General features: G+C 56.5%; 21 protein-coding genes. 15 read left to right on the top strand and 6 right to left on the bottom strand.

Annotated elements, in window-relative coordinates; translation table 11 throughout:
- Nucleotides 1-2: 2 nt before the first annotated feature.
- The 7 genes from RGU70_RS15255 (at nt 3) to iscX (ending at nt 5,349) form a co-directional block, all read left to right on the top strand.
- Nucleotides 3-1,256, top strand: a complete 1,254-nt coding sequence (locus RGU70_RS15255; RefSeq protein WP_322210242.1) for an IscS subfamily cysteine desulfurase — start codon at nt 3-5, stop codon at nt 1,254-1,256.
- A gap of 69 nt (nt 1,257-1,325) precedes the next feature.
- Complete coding sequence (iscU, locus tag RGU70_RS15250) at nt 1,326-1,730, top strand: Fe-S cluster assembly scaffold IscU (protein WP_322210241.1); 405 nt, start codon at nt 1,326-1,328, stop codon at nt 1,728-1,730.
- A 110-nt stretch (nt 1,731-1,840) separates the two neighbouring features.
- Entirely contained in the window at nt 1,841-2,164 is a 324-nt protein-coding gene (gene iscA / locus RGU70_RS15245) for an iron-sulfur cluster assembly protein IscA (RefSeq protein ID WP_322210240.1), read from the top strand.
- A 143-nt stretch (nt 2,165-2,307) separates the two neighbouring features.
- Nucleotides 2,308-2,823, top strand: a complete 516-nt coding sequence (gene hscB, locus RGU70_RS15240; RefSeq protein ID WP_322210239.1) for a Fe-S protein assembly co-chaperone HscB — start codon at nt 2,308-2,310, stop codon at nt 2,821-2,823.
- A gap of 99 nt (nt 2,824-2,922) precedes the next feature.
- Complete coding sequence (gene hscA, locus RGU70_RS15235) at nt 2,923-4,785, top strand: Fe-S protein assembly chaperone HscA (RefSeq protein WP_322210238.1); 1,863 nt, start codon at nt 2,923-2,925, stop codon at nt 4,783-4,785.
- Between the two features lie 21 nt (nt 4,786-4,806).
- Nucleotides 4,807-5,145, top strand: coding sequence for an ISC system 2Fe-2S type ferredoxin (gene fdx, locus RGU70_RS15230; RefSeq protein ID WP_322210237.1), 339 nt, complete (start codon nt 4,807-4,809; stop codon nt 5,143-5,145).
- A 9-nt stretch (nt 5,146-5,154) separates the two neighbouring features.
- Complete coding sequence (gene iscX / locus RGU70_RS15225; RefSeq protein WP_322210236.1) at nt 5,155-5,349, top strand: Fe-S cluster assembly protein IscX; 195 nt, start codon at nt 5,155-5,157, stop codon at nt 5,347-5,349.
- A 120-nt stretch (nt 5,350-5,469) separates the two neighbouring features.
- On the opposite strand, the gene RGU70_RS15220 is transcribed toward iscX, so the two are convergent.
- The 3 genes from RGU70_RS15220 to RGU70_RS15210 form a co-directional block, all read right to left on the bottom strand.
- The gene (locus RGU70_RS15220) at nt 5,470-6,789 is read right to left on the bottom strand and encodes a DUF1501 domain-containing protein (protein WP_322210235.1); all 1,320 of its coding nucleotides are present in this window, start codon (nt 6,787-6,789) and stop codon (nt 5,470-5,472) included.
- 22 nt (nt 6,790-6,811) lie between these two features.
- Nucleotides 6,812-8,365, bottom strand: coding sequence for a DUF1800 domain-containing protein (locus tag RGU70_RS15215; RefSeq protein ID WP_322210234.1), 1,554 nt, complete (start codon nt 8,363-8,365; stop codon nt 6,812-6,814).
- A gap of 125 nt (nt 8,366-8,490) precedes the next feature.
- Nucleotides 8,491-8,958: a rhodanese-like domain-containing protein gene (locus RGU70_RS15210; RefSeq protein ID WP_322210233.1), complete on the bottom strand. Its 468-nt coding sequence runs from the start codon at nt 8,956-8,958 to the stop codon at nt 8,491-8,493.
- 414 nt (nt 8,959-9,372) lie between these two features.
- Here RGU70_RS15210 and glnA point away from each other — a divergent pair, with 414 nt between their 5' ends.
- The 3 genes from glnA (at nt 9,373) to ntrC (ending at nt 13,571) form a co-directional block, all read left to right on the top strand.
- A complete protein-coding gene (gene glnA / locus RGU70_RS15205; protein WP_322210232.1) occupies nt 9,373-10,788 on the top strand; it encodes a type I glutamate--ammonia ligase in 1,416 nt (471 codons plus the stop codon).
- Between the two features lie 130 nt (nt 10,789-10,918).
- Entirely contained in the window at nt 10,919-11,992 is a 1,074-nt protein-coding gene (gene glnL / locus RGU70_RS15200; protein WP_322210231.1) for a nitrogen regulation protein NR(II), read from the top strand.
- A gap of 64 nt (nt 11,993-12,056) precedes the next feature.
- A complete protein-coding gene (gene ntrC / locus RGU70_RS15195) occupies nt 12,057-13,571 on the top strand; it encodes a nitrogen regulation protein NR(I) (protein ID WP_322210230.1) in 1,515 nt (504 codons plus the stop codon).
- A gap of 61 nt (nt 13,572-13,632) precedes the next feature.
- Here ntrC and RGU70_RS15190 read toward each other — a convergent pair whose 3' ends face one another.
- Complete coding sequence (locus RGU70_RS15190) at nt 13,633-14,904, bottom strand: ATP-binding protein (protein ID WP_322210822.1); 1,272 nt, start codon at nt 14,902-14,904, stop codon at nt 13,633-13,635.
- 358 nt (nt 14,905-15,262) lie between these two features.
- A complete protein-coding gene (locus tag RGU70_RS15185) occupies nt 15,263-16,138 on the bottom strand; it encodes a dienelactone hydrolase family protein (RefSeq protein WP_322210229.1) in 876 nt (291 codons plus the stop codon).
- A gap of 280 nt (nt 16,139-16,418) precedes the next feature.
- Here RGU70_RS15185 and dusA point away from each other — a divergent pair, with 280 nt between their 5' ends.
- From dusA to RGU70_RS15160, 5 genes are all read left to right on the top strand, one after another.
- Nucleotides 16,419-17,432, top strand: a complete 1,014-nt coding sequence (gene dusA / locus RGU70_RS15180) for a tRNA dihydrouridine(20/20a) synthase DusA (protein WP_322210228.1) — start codon at nt 16,419-16,421, stop codon at nt 17,430-17,432.
- A 96-nt stretch (nt 17,433-17,528) separates the two neighbouring features.
- Nucleotides 17,529-18,641, top strand: coding sequence for a bifunctional 3,4-dihydroxy-2-butanone-4-phosphate synthase/GTP cyclohydrolase II (gene ribBA, locus RGU70_RS15175; protein ID WP_322210227.1), 1,113 nt, complete (start codon nt 17,529-17,531; stop codon nt 18,639-18,641).
- A gap of 79 nt (nt 18,642-18,720) precedes the next feature.
- Nucleotides 18,721-19,221: a 6,7-dimethyl-8-ribityllumazine synthase gene (ribH, locus tag RGU70_RS15170; RefSeq protein WP_322210226.1), complete on the top strand. Its 501-nt coding sequence runs from the start codon at nt 18,721-18,723 to the stop codon at nt 19,219-19,221.
- 120 nt (nt 19,222-19,341) lie between these two features.
- The gene (gene nusB, locus RGU70_RS15165; RefSeq protein ID WP_322210225.1) at nt 19,342-19,812 is read left to right on the top strand and encodes a transcription antitermination factor NusB; all 471 of its coding nucleotides are present in this window, start codon (nt 19,342-19,344) and stop codon (nt 19,810-19,812) included.
- A gap of 116 nt (nt 19,813-19,928) precedes the next feature.
- A complete protein-coding gene (locus tag RGU70_RS15160) occupies nt 19,929-21,113 on the top strand; it encodes a pyridoxal phosphate-dependent aminotransferase (protein ID WP_322210224.1) in 1,185 nt (394 codons plus the stop codon).
- A 204-nt stretch (nt 21,114-21,317) separates the two neighbouring features.
- Here the strand turns inward: RGU70_RS15160 and RGU70_RS15155 are convergent, their stop codons facing one another.
- Entirely contained in the window at nt 21,318-22,262 is a 945-nt protein-coding gene (locus tag RGU70_RS15155) for a transglycosylase SLT domain-containing protein (protein ID WP_416186532.1), read from the bottom strand.
- Nucleotides 22,263-22,644: the final 382 nt, after the last annotated feature.

The raw sequence follows: 22,644 nt of genomic DNA, 5'->3' as shown, positions 1-22,644 counted from the left end.
ACATGAATGCACCTCTCGAAAAAAGCCTGATGGATACATTAAAGGCGCCGCATTTTCCTATCTATATGGATTACTCGGCGACGACGCCGGTGGATCCGCGCGTGGCCGACTTGATGATTCCGTTCCTGCGCGAACAGTTCGGCAATCCCGCTTCGCGCAGCCATATGTATGGCTGGACGGCGGAAAAAGCGGTAGAAGAAGCACGCGAAGAAGTGGCCAAGCTGGTCAATGCCGATTCCCGCGAGATTATCTGGACTTCCGGCGCGACCGAAAGCAACAACCTGGCGATCAAGGGCGCAGCCCATTTTTACCAGTCCAAAGGCAAGCACATCATCACTGTCAAGACCGAGCATAAAGCCGTGCTGGACACTGTGCGCGAACTGGAACGTCAAGGCTTCGAAGCGACTTATCTGCAACCACAAGACAACGGTCTGGTGACGATAGAGCAGATCGCTGCCGCGATTCGTCCCGACACCATCCTGATCTCGGTCATGGTCGTCAACAATGAAATCGGCGTGATCCAGCCGATTAAGGAAATCGGCGAACTGTGCCGCGCCAAAGGCATCATTTTTCATAGCGACGCCGCGCAAGCCACCGGCAAGGTCAAGATCGATCTGGAAAACTGGAAAGTCGACCTGATGAGTTTTTCGGCGCACAAAACTTATGGCCCTAAAGGCATCGGCGCGCTGTACGTTCGTCGCAAACCGCGTGTGCGCATCGAAGCGCAAATCCACGGTGGCGGACATGAACGCGGCCTGCGTTCCGGTACTCTGGCACCGCATCAGATCGTCGGCATGGGCGAAGCATTCCGTCTGGCTGGCGTCGAAATGGAATCCGAACTGGCGCATGTGCGTGCCATGCGCGACCGTCTCGCCAAGGGCTTGCAGGAAGTCGAAGAAACCTACATCAACGGCGACATGGAACACCGTGTGCCGCACAACCTGAACGTGAGCTTCAATTACGTCGAAGGCGAATCGCTGATCATGGCGATCAAGGATATTGCCGTATCGTCCGGCTCGGCCTGCACCTCAGCCAGCCTGGAACCGTCGTATGTTTTGCGCGCACTGGGTCGCAGCGACGAACTGGCGCACAGCTCCATCCGTTTCACGATCGGCCGCTTCACGACAGAGGAAGACATCGATTTCACCATCGATCTGATCAAAACCAAAGTCGCCAAACTGCGTGAATTGTCCCCGCTGTGGGATATGTACAAGGAAGGCATCGACATCAGCACCATCCAGTGGGCGGCCCACTGACCACGCGCATGTCCTGTGCCGCGCAGCTGCTTGTGTGCGGCAGGTAATCATCTTAGAAGGAGTATCACCATGGCTTATTCAAAAGAAGTTCTTGATCACTACGAAAACCCACGTAACGTCGGCGCCTTTGAAAAAGGCGACGACACCATCGGCACCGGCATGGTCGGCGCGCCAGCTTGCGGCGACGTGATGAAGCTGCAAATCAAGGTCGGCGCGGACGGCGTGATTCAGGATGCCAAATTCAAAACCTACGGTTGCGGATCGGCTATTGCCTCCTCATCCTTGGTCACCGAATGGGTCAAGGGCAAGACACTTGATCAGGCATTGCTGATTAAAAACACGCATATCGCTGAAGAACTGGCGCTGCCACCGGTCAAAATCCACTGCTCTATCCTGGCAGAAGATGCGATCAAGGCCGCTGTGCTGGATTACAAAACCAAGCACGCTGCCGTAGTTGAAGTAGCGGCTGCCTAAGCAAGTCGCTGCGCAGTAAGTTGCAATGCCTTGCCCCGTTCAGACGCGGCAAGGTAGGGTTTGGAACGGGTTTGCAACGTAATTGGAACGGAATAGAGAAGGCGGGCAACATGACCATTACATTGACTGAAAAAGCGGCCAAGCACATCAGCCGCTACATGGAACGGCGCGGCAAAGGTCTCGGCTTGCGTCTGGGCGTGCGCACCACGGGCTGTTCCGGGTTGGCGTACAAGCTGGAATACGTCGATGAAGTCGCAGCCGAGGATGCGATGTTTGAATCCCACGGCGTGCGGGTTTTCGTCGATCCAAAGAGCTTGCCATATATCGATGGTACTGAACTCGATTTCGCCCGCGAAGGACTGAACGAAGGATTCAAGTTTCAGAATCCCAATGTCAAAGATGAATGCGGCTGTGGCGAAAGTTTCCGTATCTGACTTTCGTATCTGACTCTCGCATCCGAATTCGGCGTCTGCATGCCCTTGTTGATGCTGCCCGATTCCGGGGAGTACTCCCGGATATCCCCACCCTGTTTGCATCAAGCCGTTTGCGGTAAGAAACGGCTATTTTTTTTCTAGCCATGCAAAATCACTTCGACTTATTCCATTTGCCGGCGCGCTTCGAGATGGACGGCGCGGCACTCGACAAGGCGTACCACGAAGTCCAGAGCCAGGTGCATCCCGATAAATTTGCGCATGCCGGCGACGCCGAAAAACGCGTTGCGATGCAATGGGCCACGCGTGCCAACGAAGCCTATCGCACACTAAAAAGCCCGCTCAAGCGCGCCCGCTATATGTGCGAATTGCATGGCATTGATCTGCAAACTGAAACCAATACCGCCATGGCCCCGGGTTTTCTGATGCAGCAAATGGAATGGCGCGAAGAGCTCGATGACGTCAAACACAGCCGCGACAGCAGCGCACTCGATGGTCTGGATGCAGCGCTACGCAGTGCGCTCAAGGCGCAGATCGCCAGCATCGCTAACTTGCTCGACAAGGACGACTACGCTGCCGCCGCAACGCAGGTCAGGCAATTGATGTTCCTTGAGAAATTCGCCGAGGAAATCGGTGACGCCTTTGCTTTGCTGGAGCAATAAAATGCAGCAATACAGCGCAGCAATACAACGCCGCAATAAAACGCCGCAATACAACGCCGCAATAAAACGTAACAATCAAATGCACGACCTTAATTAATTATGGCGCTACTTCAAATCTCCGAACCCGGCATGTCCACCGCACCGCATCAGCATCGGCTGGCGGTGGGGATCGATCTCGGCACCACCAACTCGCTGGTCGCCACGGTGCGTAACAGCGTCCCCGAAATACTGAGCGACGAGCAAGGGCGCAGCCTGCTGCCATCTATCGTGCGCTATCTGCCGGATGGCAACGCGCATATCGGCTATAAGGCACAGGCAGCGCAAACGACCGATCCTAAAAATACCGTGGTGTCGGTCAAGCGCTTCATGGGTCGGGGTCTGAAAGACATCGCCCATGCAGAAAATCTGCCCTACGATTTTCAGGATGCGCCGGGCATGGTGCAAATCAAAACCGTTGCGGGTGTAAAAAGCCCGGTCGAAGTCTCGGCCCAGATTCTGGCTACTCTGCGGCAGATGGCGGAAGACGCGCTGGGCGATGATTTAGTCGGTGCCGTTATTACCGTACCGGCTTATTTCGACGATGCCCAACGTCAGGCCACCAAAGATGCGGCGCAATTGGCCGGACTGAACGTGCTGCGCCTGCTCAACGAACCGACTGCCGCGGCGATTGCCTACGGCCTCGACAATGGCTCGGAAGGCATCTTCGCCGTCTACGATCTGGGCGGCGGCACCTTCGATGTCTCCATCCTGAAGCTGACCAAGGGCGTGTTTGAAGTCCTGGCCACCGGCGGCGATGCCGCGCTGGGCGGCGACGATTTCGACCACCGCCTGTTTTGCTGGATAGGCGCAGAAGCGCAACTGGCACCACTGTCGCATGAAGACACGCGCATTCTGATGGTCAAGGCACGCGAAGCCAAAGAATTGCTTTCGACGCATACCGAAACCCGTATCGACGCCGTACTCAATTCCGGTGAAGAAGTCCATCTGCTGCTGAGTACCGAGGAATTCGTCGCGCTGACGCAGCATCTGGTCGTCAAAACCATCACGCCGACCCGCAAGGCTCTACGCGATGCCGGATTGAATATCGAAGATATCGACGGCGTGGTGCTGGTCGGTGGTGCTACGCGCATGCCGCAAGTGCGCAAGGCCGTCGGCGATTTTTTCCAGACCGTACCGCTGGCCAATATCGATCCCGACAAAGTCGTCGCTCTTGGCGCGGCGATTCAGGCCAATCTGCTGGCCGGCAACCGCGCCAATGGCGACGACTGGCTGCTGCTGGATGTGATCCCGCTGTCGCTCGGCATCGAAACCATGGGTGGACTGGCGGAAAAAGTCATTCCCCGCAATTCGACTATTCCTTGCGCGCGTGCGCAGGAATTCACCACTTTCAAAGATGGACAGACCGCATTGGCGGTGCATGTGGTGCAGGGCGAACGCGAACTGGTCAGCGATTGCCGTTCACTGGCGCGCTTCGAGCTGCGCGGCATCCCGCCTATGGCCGCCGGTGCAGCGCGTATTCGCGTGACGTATCAGGTGGATGCCGATGGCTTGCTGTCGGTCGCGGCGCGTGAAATGAAATCGGGTGTCGAAGCCGCCATCACCGTCAAGCCCTCTTATGGGCTGGAGGACGATCAGATCGCCCGCATGCTGCAAGAGGCTTACCAGTCGGCCGATACCGATATGCAGCAGCGCAAATTGCGCGAAGAACAAGTCGAAGCCGAACGCATCGTGGAAGCGACGCAAGCCGCCCTGAATGCCGACCGCGCCTTGCTGTCGGAGGGCGAAGCGGCCACCATTGCCACACTGATTGCGCTGACGGCGGAGAGCGCCAAAGGCAGCGACCATCTGGCGATCAAAGCGGCGATTGATGCCCTTGCGCATGGCACCGAAGATTTCGCGGCCAAGCGCATGGACCGCAGCGTGCATGCCGCGCTGACCGGAAAAAAACTGAGCGAGTTGTAATTCATTATTGAGGTAAACCCCGTGCCACAGATCGTTATCCTGCCACACCCTACTTTATGCCCCGGCGGCGCCGTCATCGACGCCCCGGCCGGTACCTCGCTGTGCGACGCCATGCTTAACAGCGATGTTGATATCGAACACGCTTGTGAAAAATCCTGCGCCTGCACTACCTGCCATGTGGTCGTTCGCGAAGGCTTTGAGGCGCTCAATGAGCCGACCGACAAGGAAGAAGATTTGCTCGACATGGCCTGGGGCCTGGAAGCCAATTCACGTCTGTCGTGTCAGGTCATGCTGGGCGACACCGATCTGGTGATTGAAATTCCGAAATACACCATCAACCAAGTCAGCGAAAATCATTGAGGTATTCCTATGAAATGGGTTGATATTCAAACGATTGCGGAAGAGTTGAACGACAAGTTTCCCGAGATCGATCCGAAGACGGTTCGTTTCACCGACCTGCACCGCTGGGTCATGGAACTTGATGGCTTTGACGACGACGCCAATCGCGCCGGCGAAAAAGTGCTGGAAGCGATTCAGGCGGCGTGGATAGAAGAGGCTGACTGAAAGTAATTGAAGGTGGTAATTGAAGGTAACTGAGGGGCAGACTGAAGGGTTAACTAAAGCTTTTCTTTGCGCTGAGGCTTCCCCGGCGGTTTTTTCCGCTGTTACCCCGGCGCAGTTCAGCTACAGCAAATAATTGTGCGAAGCCGCCCGATACCCGGAAAATTGCGGAAAAATCTTCTGCAACGCTGAATCGGGTATGCGCATATGTTTTTCTCCCAGCGACGCCAGCACCGACCGGAAATCGGTAGTGATGGCGAGATCGCGGCCTTCGTTGAGCGCTGCCTTGCTCAGCCCCGGCCATTGGCCGTAGACGGCCTTTCCCCGCACATTTCCCCCCAATAGCCACATCACATTGCCATGTCCGTGATCGGTGCCGCCGTTGCCGTTTTCGGTAAAGGTGCGGCCGAATTCGGACAGCACCACGATGACGGTGTCGTTGAACGCCGGGCCTAACTCTTTCGCCAGCGTGGCCAATCCGTCGGCTAAAGGTGCCAGCCGATTGGCTAACTGACCCGTACCGCTGCCCTGATTGGCATGCGTATCCCAACCGCCGACGGCCAGAAAACTCAGGCGGATACGCGGGTCGTTGCGCATCAGACGTCCCAGGCGAGCGGTGTCCAGCGCCAGTCCGTTCGGCAAAGGCGCGCCATTGTTGGCCATTTTCTGTTCGTCGTTGGCATTGATTTCCGACAGCATTTTCTTGCGCGCTGCCAGACCGTCCCGAAAAGCTTTGCCCAGATTGTCGTTGGCGGCATAGGCGCTGTTGAAACTATCGCTGATCCGCGGCTGATCGATGGCGGTCGGACGTCCGGCGTCGCGTCCGGTGGGCATATTGGCGATGACTTGTTTGCCGACCAGAATGCGCGGCGTGGTTTCGCCCAGCGTCAAGGCTTGCAGCGGCGATTCTGTCTGCGGCAAGAATCCCATCAGGCGATTCATCCAGCCGTCCGGCGTATTGTGTTGCCCTGGCGTGCCGGTTTCCATGAAATCCTGCGCTTCGAAGTGCGAACGCGAACTATCGGGCGAGCCGGAGGCGTGGACGAAAGCGAGTTGTCCGCTATCCCAATAGGGATGCAGTGGGCGCAGCGCCGGATGCAAGCCGAAATAACCGGTCAGGTCGATGGCCCCGTTGGCTGCGCCGGGACGAGCGACGGCAATGCCGGGACGCGCCCGGTAATATTCCGGGTCGGCGTGCGGCACGACGACGTTCAAGCCATCGACTGCGCCGCGCAGAAAAACCACCACCAGACGCGGTGCGCCGTTGCCGTTGGCGTGCGCCCGTTTGCTGGGGCCGTCGTAGACCACCGGCGCAGGCGGTCTGGAGGCGGTACCCGCGCTTTTATCGGTCGCGACTACCGCGCAGCCGGATAAGCCAATCGGTACCACTAGCGCGCCGCTACTGGCCAGTGCGGCGTAGCGGAGGAATTCTCGTCGTTGCATGGTATGTCCTTGACCTGCGTGTTCAACGCTTCATGAAGTCGGGGCCGCCCAGTATGAGTGCGGTCTGCAAATTGGTCGGCGCGGCGAGTATTTTTTCCATGCGGTCGGCGCTTAGCGTGGGGGCTAAGGTCAGCATCAATTGGCGCGGATCGATGGCCGCCGGGAAATTGTTGGCGGGTGCGCCGTCCGGCCGGGCGATGGGCGACTTGCCGTTGCCTAGTCCGCTGGCGAAATTAATGCGGCGTAGCAGGGCGTCGGGACTGAGCCAGGCTGCTTCCGAAAATTGGTAGCCCTCCGGCGTCAGCCAGCCGTATAAGGGCATCCCCAGTTGGTTGAGGATGCCTTCTACCGGTTTCTGATTCAGGATCGGCAAGCCGCTGGCGCGCAGCGAGGACAGTACGTATTGGTAGGGCGTCTTGAACTGGCTTTGATAATTGTTGCGATCCCAGAATGAAGGACTGTCGAACAAGCTTTGCAAGACGGCGCGGATGTCGCCGTGGGTGTCCAGGAAGCGTCGGCTCAGTTGCTCGACCAGATGAGGATCAGGCTGGTCGGAGACAAAATAGCGCACCAGTTTGGTGGAAATAAAACGGGCGGTTGCCGGGCTGGCGGCCAGGATGTCGAGCGCCCGCTCCGCATCTTGTTCGCCGCCACCGCTTATCCTCTGGCCGAGGAACACTTTGGGCGCGCCATCATGTCGGCGCGGATTAAAGACGAAGGGCGATAAACCTTCTCGCATGCCTTTTTCGTCGATGGTCCAGCCGCTGAGCAGGCGCGCCAGGGCGATTACATCGTCTTGCGTATAGCCGCCGTTGACGCCCAGCGTATGCAGCTCCATCAGTTCGCGGGCATAGTTTTCATTGAGGCCCTTGAAGCGGCCTTTGGCTTCCGGCGTGTTGACGCCGCTGCTGAGCCAGTTATCCAGGTAATACAGCATCGCCGGGTGATGTGCGACGGCACCGAGCAACTGGCGGAAATTGCCGAGCGCGTTGGGACGCAGTGCATTTTTTTCGTAATCGGCTTCCCAGTAGCGCACCCATTCCTTGCCTTCGAAAACATTGAAGTGATTGAACCAGAATTCGGTCATCACTTCTTGCAACTGGCGTGGACTTTCGCTGGCTTGCCACAGACGGGCGAGATGCGCTTGCGGCGTGATTTCCTTGCCGGCGCGTTGCTGCGCGGCGGTTTTTTCCTCTTGCGTCGCATCCTTGGGCGGGAACGAGGGCGGGCCGTATTGCACGTACAACTGCGTGGCGTTCATTCTGGTGGTGGGGAGGCTGTCGAGCTTCGCCAGTAGCTGCGGCGGCAGGGCGATTCTCTCAGGATGCAGTTGTTGCTCAATATAGCGCTGCGGGCCCATGCGGGTGACGTTTTCCATGTCGCCGGGAGCCGGGCCGTAGCCGAGTCGATTAAGGACGTGCAGTGCTTTTTCCTGCGCTGTCAGCGCTTGCGCCCGGGCGATTCCGGTCAGGCTGAGCAGGAGGAGGGTGACGACTAGCCTGCGCGTTAACCTGGGCGCTAAGCGGACGGATCTGTGCCTGGAGAAAGGGTGGCCTGTGCGAAGGGAATTGCCCATACTGACCTTGTCCACTTTAAAAAGAGTAAGTGCAGTATGGCAAACGTCGGGCGTTGAGAGCGTAATAAAGTGTAAAAAACAGGTGGAGGAGGCCGTAGGGTATCGGGGATTCAGTCCTCCGCTAATCAGGCGCCGGTCCAGGGCAAGCCGGCATAGCACCAGCCATCGATCATTTTGCGATGCCCTTGCGCATCCTTGCCGCCTTCGAAACCTTGCAAAATATCGAAGCAGTGACGGTAGCCTGCCTTAGTGGCAGCGGTTGCGGCTGCTTTTGAGCGTACCCCGCTGCGGCACAAAAACAGCAGGACGTTTTCACGATCTGCTGCTATTTGGTGCAATTCATCCAGAAAATGAGGATTGGGGCGGCCTTCGGGATATAAATTCCACTGTACTGAGAAGTGTTGTGCCGGGGGGAGCGCGACTTGTCCCACCCAGTCGCGCTCGGCTTTAGTGCGTACGTCGATCAGAAAAATGTTGGCGTTGCTTTGCAAGAGGGAGAAGGCCTGGTGCGGTGAGACTGCGCCAGCGTAGCTCAGTTGCTGATCCGATCCAGACTTGATGGCACTGGCAATGATAGGGGGGAGTGATGTCATGGCGAGATTCCTTTCCTAGGAACTGGTTGGGGAGCGTGTAGCCGCTATGCAAAAATTATAGTCCATGTTCATCCTCTGTACCGGTCTGAGCCCTATGCGCCAAAATAGTGCGCAAAAATGACTGCGCACTATTTTGAGGCGTTAAAAAATAATCGGAGTATGTTTATATTTTAGGAATCCTGCATTTTTGGTTTTTTTGCCAGGGAAGCTGCTTAAATTTCTCATTTTCATTTGGATTTTGTACGAAACCCGGTGGCATGGAATCTGCTATTATCCCGCTGAGTTCTGCCGGATCATTGGCTGCCTTGTCGCTCGTTGCGCCAGAGTGCATGACAGAGTGGCTACAAAGCGCACCCAAACGGCTCAATCCAATTTTAGTTTTACATTACTCTTCCCACGTTTTAGGAGATTCGCATGGCAAGGACGGCCGCAGAAGTTTTGAAGATGGTTAAGGACAATGAAGTTAAATTTGTCGATTTTCGCTTTGCCGACACGCGTGGTAAAGAGCAGCACGTCACGGTTCCTGTTTCGCATTTTGACATGGACAAATTTGAATCCGGTCACGCATTCGACGGTTCGTCGATCGCCGGCTGGAAGGGTATCGAGTCTTCGGACATGATCCTGATTCCAGACCCTAACACCGCGAATATCGATCCGTTCATGGAAGAAACCACATTGTTCATGCAATGTGACGTGATCGAACCGGCCGATGGCAAGGGTTACGACCGTGATCCACGTTCGATCGCCAAGCGCGCTGAAGCCTACCTCAAGGCATCCGGTCTGGGCGACACCGCCTACTTCGGTCCTGAGCCAGAATTTTTCATCTTCGACGGCGTACGTTGGGGCGCGGACATGTCCGGCTCGTTCGTCAAGATCGAATCCGAAGAAGCATCGTGGAGCACCGGCGCCAAGCTCGAAGGCGGCAATACCGGTCACCGTCCTACCGTCAAGGGTGGTTATTTCCCTGTTCCTCCAGTCGATAGCTGCCAGGACATGCGTTCGGAAATGTCGCTGATTCTGGAAGCCCTGGGCATTCCGGTGGAAGTGCATCACCATGAAGTCGCTGGCGCCGGTCAAAACGAACTGGGCACCCGCTTCTCGACTCTGGTCGAGCGCGCTGACTGGACTCAGACATTGAAATACGTGGTCTGGAACGTGGCCCATACCTATGGCAAAACGGCGACTTTCATGCCTAAGCCACTGGTCGGTGATAACGGTTCCGGCATGCACGTGCATCAATCGGTCTGGAAAGATGGCAAGAACCTGTTCGCTGGCGACGGCTATGCCGGTCTGTCCGATTTCGCGCTGTACTACATCGGCGGCATCATCAAGCATGCTAAAGCGCTCAATGCGATTACTAACCCGGGTACTAACTCGTACAAGCGTCTGGTTCCAGGTTTTGAAGCACCGGTCAAGCTGGCGTATTCGGCCCGTAACCGTTCCGCTTCTATCCGTATCCCGCATGTGCCGAATCCAAAGGGTCGCCGCATCGAAACACGTTTCCCTGATCCACTGGCCAATCCTTACCTGTGCTTCGCCGCACTGTTGATGGCGGGTCTGGATGGCGTGCAGAACAAGATCCATCCGGGCGAAGCTGCCACGAAGGATCTGTACCATTTGCCGCCAGAAGAAGACAAGTTGATCCCAACTGTCTGCGCTTCGCTGGAAGAAGCACTGGAACACCTCAACAACGACAGAGAATTCCTGACGCGCGGCGGTGTGTTCTCCGACAGCATGATTGATGCTTACCTCGAACTGAAGGGTCAGGAAGTGCAGCGCTATCGCATGACGACTCATCCTATCGAATTCGACATGTACTACTCGCTGTAATAGCTTTGTAATGTACGCCGGTAATCGTTGATCGGCATCGTGAAAAGGGGAAGCTTGCTTCCCCTTTTTTTATGGCGACGACGCCGTCTGTGCGCCTTGTGTGCATGGCGCAACCCTCATGAATCGTAGTATGAAAAATTCCCCTACCTCGCTGGACGGCCTCGATTTACTGGCCTCGGCAGTCATCATTCTCGACGACGGCGGCATGATCGTTTACGCTAATGCCGCCGCTGAAAATTTGCTGGAAAGCTCCCTCAAAGTGCTGTCGCATCAGAAACTGAGCGATCTGTTTTTGAACGGCGACGAACTGCTCTTGCTGTTCGAACAGGCCGTACAGCACCAGTTCGCCGATAAGCGGCTCGATCTGGCGCTGGAACGCTCAGGGCGCGAAGCGTTGCAAGTGCATGCGATCGTAACGGCGCTCGACGATCCCGCGCGGCCGGTCTTGCTGGAGCTGCGCGAAAACGAACAGCAACTCAAACTCAGCCGCGAAGAGCGCCTGCTCGATCAGAGTCAGGCCAACAAGGAGCTGATCCGCAATCTGGCGCATGAAATCAAGAATCCGCTGGGCGGCATTCGCGGCGCGGCGCAATTGCTGGAGATGGAGTTGCCGGAGCGCCATCTGAAAGAGTTGCGCGAATACACGCAAGTCATCATCAAGGAAGCCGACCGGCTGCAAACGCTGGTCGACCGCTTGCTGGCACCGCATCGCCGTCCGCATATTGTGGGCGACGTCAACATTCACGAAGTGTGCGAACGGGTGCGCAGTCTGGTTCTGGCGGAATTCCAGAGCGGTCTGACCATCCGGCGCGACTATGACCTGTCGATTCCTGAGTTCCGGGGTGATCAGGAGCAATTGATACAGGCTTTGCTCAATATCGTGCATAACGCCGCGCAGGCCCTGGCCGAGCGTATCCGCAATGGTGACGCAGAGCTGATTTTGCAGACGCGCGTAGCGCGGCAGGTGACGCTGGCCAAGGTCAGATACAGGCTGGCATTAGACTTGCATATCATTGATAACGGCCCCGGTATCCCCCCCGCTATTCAGGACCGGATTTTTTACCCGCTCGTTTCTGGACGGGAGGGTGGTAGCGGTTTGGGGTTGACGCTGGCGCAAACTTTTGTGCAGCAACATATGGGCGTGATCGAATGCGAAAGCCGGCCGGGATGTACCAACTTCAGAATATTGATACCGTTGCCTTGACCTTTGTGTACAGGGCATTTGAAGACCGAATCAATAAACAGTATGAAAACAGGATGAAACACTAATGAAACCAATCTGGATTGTTGACGACGATGAATCGATCCGCTGGGTGCTGGAAAAAGCCCTGGCGCGAGAAAATCTGGTCACACGAAGCTTTTCCAGCGCCCGCGATGCCATGCTGGCATTGCAAACCGACACCCCCCAAGTACTGGTCTCCGATATCCGCATGCCGGGCGCTTCGGGCCTCGATCTGTTGCAAACGATCAAGACCAAGCACCCTGGCATTCCCGTCATTATCATTACCGCTTTTTCCGATCTGGATTCGGCTGTCTCCGCGTTTCAGGGCGGGGCTTTTGAATATCTGGCCAAGCCTTTCGATCTGGAAAAAGCGGTTGAACTGATCCGTCGCGCGCTGGAAGAAAGCCTGCGCGAAGCCAGTGTCGAGCAAACTTCTGCCGATACGCCCGAAATTCTGGGGCAGGCACCGGCCATGCAAGATGTATTTCGCGCCATCGGCCGGCTGTCGCAATCGAATGTGACGGTGCTTATCACCGGCGAATCCGGTTCGGGAAAAGAGCTGGTAGCGCGCGCGCTGCACAAACACAGCCCACGTTCATCGCAAGCGTTCGTGGCCTTGAATACGGCGGCCATTCCCAAGGATTTGCTGGAGTCCGAATTGTTTGGACATGAGCGCGGCGCTTTCACCGGCGCGCAGGCCATGCGGCGCGGCCGCTTCGAACAAGCCGAAGGCGGCACCCTGTTCCTCGATGAAATCGGCGACATGCCGCTGGAATTGCAGACGCGTTTGCTGCGCGTGCTGTCGGACGGACATTTCTATCGGGTGGGCGGTCATCAGCCGATGAAAGCCGATGTGCGCGTGATTGCCGCCACCCACCAGAATCTGGAACACCGGGTGCGCGAAGGCTTGTTCCGCGAAGATTTGTATCATCGCCTCAATGTGATTCGCTTGCGACTGCCCAGCTTGCGTGAGCGTAGCGAAGACATTCCGATTCTGGCCCGCCATTTTCTCGCGCAAAGCGCACGGCAACTCGGGGTGGAAGCGAAACGTCTGTCGCCGCAATCCATGCAGTTTTTATCGACGCTGGAATTGCCCGGTAACGTGCGTCAGCTGGAAAACCTGTGCAACTGGATTACCGTGATGGCTCCAGGGCAGACGGTTGAAATCAAGGATATGCCGCGGGAATTATTGGAAGAAAGCCATATCTCGCTCGCGCAGCCGACCGGCAGCATTGCCCGCGTCAGTACTGACATGACATTGAACAATGCGCTTGAGAGCGGCGCAAGCTCATCGTCCGGAATCCCACTGCACACCCCCGCAGGCGATGCGCTGCAATGGCTCAATTTACTTGAAACAGAAGCGGTGCGGATGCTGGAATCGGATCAGTCGGATGTGATGGATGTGTTGGGCCGTCAGTTTGAAGCGACGGTCATCCGGATGGCGCTCAGGCATACGCATGGTCGCAAGAACGATGCAGCAGTCCGGCTGGGAATTGGCCGCAATACCATCACGCGCAAGATCCAGGAACTGGGAATCGGCGGCAGTAGCGAAGAGGATTGATCTGGGGCAGGCGTCGTCGCCTGCCGGGTGTTCGCGCTCACCAGTGGATGATCGGCAGACGTTACGCTGGCGTCGTCCCCTGTTCGACCGGCAAACAAATCGTAAAGGTAGTGCCGGTGCCGACGGTGCTTTGTACTTCGATGCGGCCGCCGTGTTTCTGGAGGATGCCGTAGGAAAGGGAAAGACCGAGGCCGGTGCCGCTGCCGATAGGCTTGGTGGTGAAAAACGGCTCAAAGATGCGCGCCATATTTTCTTCAGGAATGCCACAACCGCTGTCGGTAAAGCGGATGTAGACCCATTGATCGCGGCATTCGGTAGCAATGCTAATGGTTCCTCTTTCCGCGATGGCGTGCGCGGCGTTGACCAGCAAGTTCATGAACACCTGGTTCAGCTGCGACGCCAGACCTTTCACCTGCGGCAGATCGCCATAATGCTTCTCGACGACAGCTTTATATTTGAATTCATTGCTGGCAATGGTCAGGGTGCTGTCCAGACCTTTATGGATATCCACCATCTGCCATTCGCTTTCGCCGACATGTGAAAAATCCTTGAGCGACTGCACAATATCCTTGACCCGCTTGAGACCATCCAGCGATTCGCTCATCAGATCTTTGACGTCATTTTGCAAATAGGACAGGTCGGCGCTTTCATTCAATTGCTTTGCCTGATGTTGAATGTCCGCGCCCACGGTGTCGGAGAGCAGCATGCTGGTTTGCTGCCCGATCACGTTGAGCAAAGTATCGACATAGGTTTGCAGCGAACGCATGTTCGAGTTGACGAAGCCGATAGGATTGTTGATTTCATGCGCCACACCGGCGGCGAGCTGACCGATGGAGGCCATTTTTTCCGATTGCAGCAGCTGCGCCTGGGTGTCTGTCAATTGATTGATCAGGTTGAGTTGCTCTTCACCGGTGCGCTGCAAGGCTTCTTCCATGAGCTTGCGGTCGGTGATGTCGGTCAGGGAACCGATGACTTCCACCGGATTGTTTTGTTCATCGCGAATCAGGCGCAAGGTGTCATGCATCCAGAGGTAATGCCCGGCCTTGGTCATGAAACGATATTCGTAGGCCCGCTGCCCTTCGACAAATAGCTGCGCCAGACTGGAAAAAACGGTGGGGGCGTCGTCAGGATGGATGTGGTCGAACCAGAAATTGGGGTCGTCGACCATTTCCTGAGGATCGTATCCCAGAATGCGCTGCGCGTTTTCGCTGACGAAGGTCATCTTGAAATCCCCGCTCGGCACGCTGCTGTAAATGATCGCGGAAGTATTGGCGATCAAATATTTGAAGCGCTGCGTCATCTCTGGCGAATGGAGCGGCGGAGCTACCACCATGTCCGGAGCGGAGGAGAATTCTTCAAACTGTTGAATCGTGGTCATGTTGGCGGCAAATTCTGTGAATATTCAAAAAATCTGCGGAACGGCAGAATGGAGTCGACAATATTCCTGGGCGCATTCGTATTCGCTGGAGCTGTCTGTTTGAGCTGCCGACTTTGTTGTCCGATTTGTTGCCCGTTTTGCTGTCAATTTATGCGCTGTTCCCAAGCCCCCCACGACCTTTTTTATGGAACCCGCCCAGATAAAGAATGCAGGGCTACGCCAATATTAATAATTGTCACATTATTATCAGATTGATGGACGCAGGGCAACTTAATTTGGCGCGCTGACGTGGCGCCGTCCGGGATGCTGCCGATTATTTCGCGGTTGGTCCGTCGAATGGGATCGTCTCAAGAAACTGCGCGACGATGGGGCTCCACAGGCGAGTGCCTGTGCTAAACAGCGCGTGCCCATTGCTGGAATAAGGCGGCAGTAATTTGAATTCCGCTTGCCCGCCGGCTTTGACGAAGGCGGCGTTCCATGCCTGACTGAAGGCAGGGCTAAAAAAATAATCGTTTTCGGTGTAAATCCACAGCATCGGCACTTTGCTTGTCGCGCCGAAACGAGCGTACATGGCCTCCAGCTTTTGGCCCTGGCAGGGCACGCCCGGATGCGCGTACGGATCGCCGCCCGATCCGCCTGCAAAATTAATCGCAGCAATCACCCCCGGCGGATTTTTAGCCGCTGTAGCGGTCGTCACATAGCCGCCCACCGACTGGCCGACCAGTAATACGCGCGTCGGATTGGTATAGGCAAGTTGCCTGGCATAGTCCAGCACCGCCAGAATTTCTATGCTGCCCGCCTCTGCCATCGGGGCATAGCTTTTATTTTGACATTGCCCGCTTTCCTCCGGATCGGGATAGATGCCGGTATCGCCATAGCCGAGCCGGGTAGGGACAAACACGGCAAACCCGCGCTTGATAAAAAACCGCACCTGATCGGTATAGCGGAAACGTCCCGGTTTTTCGCGATTGGTGCCGCTGCGGCCGTGGTTGATGATGGCAATCGGAAACGGCCCGTCGCCGACCGGTTTGAACTGCGTCACGATGAGCTTGCCGGTGATGACCTTCCCATACATATCGGCGACCGTCACGGGAACGGTCACGACGGACTCATTGATATCCTTCTCCATGCTGTCGGCAGAAGTATGCAAAGGGAGGATGGCCAGGCACAGCAAGAAAAAATATTTCATTATTTTTAATGAGGATGGATGTCCGATGAAGATGCGCAGAGAGCGGTTCCCTGCGCAATTCCCTTTTTCTGAAGCGACTTGCTGATAAACTGTCGGCCCTTGCAACGGTTTGCATGAACCATCCCGCGTTGCATTCGTCGCCTTGATGCGCTTCATTGGCGACACATTGGCACACTTTTGAGGTGCCCCGGTGCAAATAGCATGAAGTCGTATGCTTTTTTGCCACAACCCAATTTTTCACCCAGATTGATCAAAATCTGAAAATCAGGCCGCTATTTCCATGAAATCAACCTCTGCCGGCAAAAGAACCATCAGCGTCGCCCCGATGATGGACTGGACCGACCGTCACTGCCGCGTTTTCCACCGGCAAATCACGCGCCACAGTTTCCTTTATACGGAAATGGTCACCACCGGTGCCTTGTTGCATGGCGATGTGGCGCGGCATCTGGATTTCAGCGAGCAGGAGCATCCGGTCGCCTTGCAACTGGGCGGCAGCGAACCGGCCGATCTGGCCAAAAGCGCTCGGCTAGGTGCGCAGTGGGGATACGATGAAATCAACCTCAATTGCGGCTGTCCTTCGGAGCGCGTGCAAAAGGGGGCCTTCGGTGCTTGCCTGATGGCGGAACCGGCGCTGGTGGCCGATGGCGTCAAGGCCATGCGCGATGCGGTGGATATCGATGTGACGGTCAAGCACCGCATCGGCATCGACGATATCGATGCTTACGGTTTTGTGCGTGATTTCATCGGTACTGTGGCGCAGGCCGGTTGCAGCACATTCATCGTGCATGCCCGTAATGCGGTGCTGAAAGGATTGAGTCCCAAGGAGAACCGTGAAATTCCTCCGCTGAAATATGAGGTGGTGTATCAGCTCAAGCGCGATTTTCCGGCGCTGGAAATCATCCTCAACGGCGGCGTCAAAACGGTGCAGGACATTGACCTGCATTTGCAGCATGTCGATGGCGTGATGCTGGGACGCGAGGCCTATCACAATCCCTTTCTGATGGCGGACTTCGACCGCCGCTACTACCCGGATCAGCCAGATGGCTTAGCCGCTTCGCGCGAGGAGGTCATCGAAGCCATGCTGCCCTACATGCGCGAGCAGCTGGCGCGCCACGGTGATGGCGGCAAGGGTTTGCGGGTCAATAGCATCACGCGCCACATGCTGGGTCTGATGGCCGGGCTGCCGGGAGCGCGGGCGTTCCGTCAGACTTTGTCCGATTCCAAACTGCTCGCCGCCGGCGATCCTGAATTGCTGCGTCAGGCGCTCCAACGCATGCAGCGCATCGTCGCTTGAGTGTTAATTCCTCGACGATTTATTGCTCATTCGTCGTTCGTACCGTAGCCCGGACTTAAATCCTTTAAAATAGCGGGCTATTCAGGGATATCCATCATGCCGATTGCTACTACCAAAGAAATCATCGAAGAATTGCGCGCCGGGCGCATGGTCATTCTGGTCGACGAAGAAGACCGCGAAAACGAAGGCGATCTGGTGCTTGCCGCCGATTTCGTCACCCCCGAAGCCATCAATTTCATGGTCACGCATGCGCGTGGTCTGGTGTGCCTGACCTTGTCGGAAGAGCGCTGCGATCAGCTCGAACTGAGCATGATGTCCACACGCAACGGCACACAGTTCGGTACCAACTTCACGGTATCGATCGAGGCCGCCGAAGGCGTGACCACCGGTATTTCCGCCGCCGATAGGGCCCGTACCATTCAGACAGCGGTTGCCAAAGATGCTGTGGCGAGTGACATCGTCCAGCCCGGCCATATCTTTCCCTTGCGGGCGCAGAAGGGCGGGGTGCTGATGCGCGCCGGCCATACCGAAGCCGGTTGCGATCTGACCCAGATGGCAGGCCTGACGCCGGCCTCGGTCATTTGCGAAATATTGAAGGATGACGGCAGCATGGCCCGCATGCCGGACCTGCTTCAGTTCGCCGAGCTGCATGGCCTGAAGATCGGCACCATCGCTGATCTGATCCAATACCGCAGCCGCAACGAAAGCATCATCGAAAAAGTGGCGGAGCGTGCGATGCAGACGGTGCATGGCCCGTTCCACACCATTGCTTATCGCGACAAGCCGAGCGGCGGCGCGCATCTGGCGCTGGTGCATGGCGAGATTGCTCCTGGCATCGAGACGTTGGTACGGGTGCATCAGCCGGTCTCCGTGCTCGATTTGCTGGAAAGCGAAGCGACGACGCACTCCTGGAGCATCGCTGCCGCCATGAAGGCGATCAAGGCCGCGCCGTCCGGCGTGCTGGTGCTGCTCAATTGCGAAGAATCGGCAGATCAGTTGTTTCACCAGTTTGCCGCTCTCAGCGATGCAGAAAACCAAACGCCCAAGCCGCGCAAATCGGCCAGTATGGATTTACGCACTTACGGTATCGGCTCGCAAATATTGAAAGACCTCGGCGTGTGCAAGATGAAGTTGCTTGCCAACCCAAGGAAAATGCCTTCGATGACCGGTTTCAATCTGGAAGTGTCCAGCTATCAGACGGTACCCTGAGTCTGGCCGGAATTGAATCCGGCTGCCAGGTCCGTTGTAATTCATTACCCCGCGCATTGCGCGTCTCAAAGGAGAAATCATGACTATAGGCACCTACGAAGCAAATCTGGCCGGAGCGGGCTTGCGCATAGGCATTGTCCAGTCGCGCTTCAACGAAGACGTTTGCCACGGTTTGCTGGCTTCGGCGCTGGCCGAACTGATGCATTTGGGCGTGCAGGATGAAGACGTTCTGCATGTCAGCGTGCCCGGTGCGCTGGAAATCCCTCTGGCCTTGCAAAAAATGGCCGATACCGGGCAATTCGATGCCCTGATTGCCATCGGCGCCGTCATTCGCGGCGAGACCTATCATTTCGAGCTGGTCTCCAATGAAGTCGGCGCGGGTATCACGCGGGTCGGACTCGACAGCGGATTGCCGATTGCCAATGCCGTGCTGACCACCGAAAACGATGAGCAGGCCGAAGCCCGGATGGAAATAAAAGGCGCGGATGCCGCCCGGGTCGCAGTGGAAATGGCGAATCTGTCGCTGGCGCTGGCCGAACTGGCAAGCGCGCTCGACGATGACGATGAGGTGATTGACTAAGTGCCTAAGCGCAAGCGCTGGCCGTCGTGATCGACGCCGGCCACGACTGATGGCGGCAGGTGAGCGTTATGCTTGCCGCCGGCATTTCTAACTCTCTCCTACCGACTTTGTCTGCATACCATGACCACCTCAAAAACCCCGCACGCCAATCCCAGCAAGAACCGCACACCGCGCCATCGCGCGCGCGAATTCGCCCTGCAAGGACTGTATCAATGGCTGTTGCACAACGAAGACGCCAGCGCCATTGAATCCAACATCCGCGAAGCGCATGGTTTCGACAAGGCAGACAACGAACACTTCCACGCCCTGCTCAATGGCTCTATCCGCGATGCCGGCGCGCTGCGCGCCGATCTGGCACCGCTGATCGACCGCAAGGTGACGGAGTTGTCCCCGGTCGAACACGCTGTTTTGCTGATCGGTGCTTACGAATTGCAGAACCATATTGAAATCCCTTACCGGGTGGTCATCAACGAAGCGGTTGAATTGACTAAATCGTTCGGCGGTATCGACGGCCATAAATACGTGAACGGCGTCCTCGACAAGTTCGCGGCCAAGGTGCGCGTTGCAGAAGTCGGCGCAGCCCGCAAGTAAGATCTCCTGACAGCGTCCGGCTCGCCGGAGCTTGTCAGCGACTCCGGCCCGCCTTTCGGCGGCGACCACTTCCTGTTATTCCTTATTTCTTTCTTCCTAGTCTGGTAACCGACCCCATGAATTTTGCTTCCCGTTTGCAGCAGATTGAGCCGTTTCATGTGATGGAGCTGGCCAAGCTGGCTACAGCGCTGGAGCAGCAGGGCCGCCACATGATCCATATGGGCATAGGCGAGCCCGACTTTACCGCGCCACCCGCCGTAGTTGCCGCGGCCACCGCGGCGATGCAGGACGGCAAGATGCAATATACGGCGGCGACCGGTTTGCCCGAGCTGCGTGCCGAAATATCTGCCTACTATCAGCGGGTCTATGGCTTACAGATTGCACCGTCGCGCATCGTGGTGACGGCTGGCGCTTCCGCCGCCTTGTTGCTGGTGTGCGCAGCGCTGGTGGAAAAAGGCAGCGAAGTCTTGATGCCCGATCCTTCTTATCCCTGCAACCGCCATTTCGTCTCGGCCTTTGAGGGCCATGCCAAGCTGATTCCCAGCGGACCGGAGCAGCGCTTTCAGCTGACGCAAGCGATGGTCAGGGAACATTGGTCTGAGGCGACGCGCGGCGTGCTGCTGGCTTCACCTTCCAATCCGACCGGTACCTCGATTCATCCCGAGGAGTTGCGTGGGATTGTCGAGGCCGTACGTGAGCGGAACGGTTTTACCATCGTCGATGAAATTTATCAGGGCCTGTTTTACGACGGCGCACCCGCTTCGGCGCTGGCGCTGGGCGAGGACGTGATCGTTATCAACAGTTTTTCCAAATACTTCAACATGACCGGCTGGCGCTTGGGCTGGCTGGTGGCGCCGGAGGCGCTGGTACCGCAGATTGAAAAACTGGCGCAAAACCTGTTCATTTGTCCTTCTGCGATTTCCCAGCATGCGGCGCTGGCGTGCTTTACGCCGGATTCGATTGCGCTTTATGAAGAGCGCAAGGCCGAGTTCAAGCGTCGCCGCGACTATATCGTGCCGGCGCTGGAAAGCCTTGGCTTCACGGTGCCGGTCAAGCCGGACGGTGCCTTTTACGTGTATGCCGATTGCAGTGGCTGGTCTGACGACGCGGATCGTTTGACGCTGGAGATGCTCAATGAGGCGGGGGTGGTGCTGGTGCCGGGACTGGATTTCGGGCCGCATACGGCGCGCCGGTATCTGCGACTGTCGTATGCCACTTCGATGGAGAATCTGGAAGAGGCCGTGCGGCGCTTGCAGGTCTTTTTTGCCGGCAGGGAGCGGCGCGTGGCGTCGTCTGATTAAGGCAATTTAAGCGTTCGCATTCGCAAACGAAACGTCAACACGCCCAAGTCTCATTCGTCGCGCAAGGCCTAATGAAAAAAGCCGGATACCTGAAAACAGGAATCCGGCTTTTTTGCTTTATATCTTTGTGCTAAGGGTGAGCGCTGCGGTTAAGCGGCGCTAATAATCCTCGTAGTAGCGTGTGGCGGCGTGTCTTAGCTTAGGTCAGAGTTTGGTCAGCTGCGCGATTTCAAGCGCGTTCTGGTGCATGCTGGCTGCGCTTGCATCGGCTTCTTTCGATACCGGTGCTGCTGCCGGACGTGGTTTGAGCATGACGGCATTGGTGATTAACGGTACGTTCTTGCCATTCGATACTTCTTTCAGGCGTTGATATTCGGACAGAACCTTGGAGCCGTAACCGCCGTCGTTTTGCATGTCCGCTGCGCCGACGTAGCTTTTCAGACCGCCTTCTACGGAACCGCTGCGTGTTACGTATTCTTTCAGGATCAATGCGCCCACCTGAATATTGGCGACAGGATTCAATGCGGCCTTGATGCCGCCCAGTCGCTGGAATTTATCGTGATGCACTTTGGACATGACTTGCATCAGGCCTTGCGCGCCCATCGGGCTTTCTGCAAAGGGGTTGAATCCCGACTCAATCGCCATCACGGCCAGGATCAGCAAAGGGTCGATCTTGATGTCGCGCGCCGTCAGATAGGCGGCGGAAACCAGCATATCGGTCGCGTCACCGGCCACACGATAGCGTTTTGACAGCCAGTTGGTGACCAGCTTCTGTTGCCGGGGGGTACCCATCATGCTGCGCTCTTCGGCGCTGAGCGGTGTGGGGGTGGCGGTAGTGACATCCATTACCGGCGCTTGTGGCGGGCTCATCAGGTTGGCGAGGGGTGGGGACTGCACTGGTGCCAGGACGGCAATAGGGGCTTCCTGAGCGTCTTCGCTGGCGAATGGCGACAAGGCCATCAGGCGGTCGGCAAAGCTCGGGTTGAAAAACATGACTGCCAGAGTCGCCAGCGCGACAACACCCGCCAGCGTTAAGGCGTGGTGCGTTGCTTTGTAGACGCGCGTAGCGACTTGCAGCACAGGGGCTACATACTTGTTTAGTGCATGGCGCGCGCCGTCCAACGGCAAAGCCAGGGATTGATTTAACAAATGGACCTCCAAATTACGGCGGCAAAAGGCATTCCCGAGCCAAGAGTAAGGGCTCATTAAAATGGACTTCTGCTGCAATCAAATAGCCGACCGTCGCAAGCGTTACGGTGGGCTTCGTTGGTTCGCATATGCTTAGCTTGGCTAGCGTCTATGCAAACAATTACCAGGGTTAAGGCTGACGCCTTATGAATACACTCTTAGAAAAAATGCTATGGGCCCAGTCCCGGTGAAAATCCTTGACATCGTGTTTTTTTGAGCGTTTGTTTTTTACGTTGCATTCGCACTTGTTTCAAAGTGGGCGAATTGTAAGAGGCTCTTTATATTGAGTCAATACTGATAATGTAATTTTATATTACTTTTATGTCTTACTATCGGACTAGTC

This window comes from Herbaspirillum sp. RTI4, assembly GCF_034313965.1.
Taxonomy (GTDB): Bacteria; Pseudomonadota; Gammaproteobacteria; order Burkholderiales; family Burkholderiaceae_D; genus Herbaspirillum.
Note: the sequence above shows the minus strand (reverse complement) of the source record. Positions and strands in the feature narration are given on the sequence as shown.